Raw genomic sequence first — 648 nt, forward strand, 5'->3', positions numbered from 1 at the left:
GAGCCGCAATTTCCTGCCCGGGATGGACATGCCAAACCACGATAATTGAGTCTCGGGTTTCAAGCACAACGGAACGAATAGGCTCGCCTTCGGACGGCTGAACATACTCGGCTACAGAAAATATTCTCGATTCAACAGTCATCGGAGATCCCTCTTTCACAGTGCCCCCAGACAGGCTGGATATGAGTTCTAACTCGAATTTGAACGGGAGGCTGGTCGTGCGGTCGTGCAGTTGCCGATGAGCGTGTCGGCTGCTGCCTCCTTGCCCACCAGCGAACTCACGTCCGTTGCGGCCATCCAGAAGGTCTTGCCCGAGCGCGGCTCATAGGTCGCGGGATCGAACACGCCAGAGGGGCCGAACATCGGCGGCTTGATTGGTCATGGCTCCATGCCTTTGTCGTTACGGTCTTCATCGTCGGCATCCTGACGCACGGCGGGCAATTGCTGGAGCAACGCCGGCAGCCATTCCTGTACCGTCTCCCACACCACATCGAGGTTGATGTCGAAATAGCCGTGAGCCATGCGATTACGCATATTGCGCATGCTGCGCCACGGCACGTCGGCATGCGCCTGGGTGAACTCGACGTAGCCATCCATCACCTTTGTGGCCGCCTCGCCGATGACGATCAGGCTCATGATGACGGCCTG

Annotated in this window: 2 protein-coding genes; both read right to left on the reverse strand. The window is 58.3% G+C overall.

Annotated elements, in window-relative coordinates:
* Positions 1-142 (reverse strand): cupin domain-containing protein (locus ACRYR9_RS19810; RefSeq protein WP_459077417.1); only part of this gene is annotated, 142 nt, incomplete at its 3' end.
* Between the two features lie 236 nt (positions 143-378).
* On the reverse strand, positions 379-648 hold a 270-nt coding region (locus ACRYR9_RS19815; protein WP_432540234.1), incomplete at its 5' end, for a HepT-like ribonuclease domain-containing protein.

Source organism: Kineococcus auxinigenes (genome assembly GCF_050871525.1).
Classification (GTDB): domain Bacteria; phylum Actinomycetota; class Actinomycetes; order Actinomycetales; family Kineococcaceae; genus Kineococcus.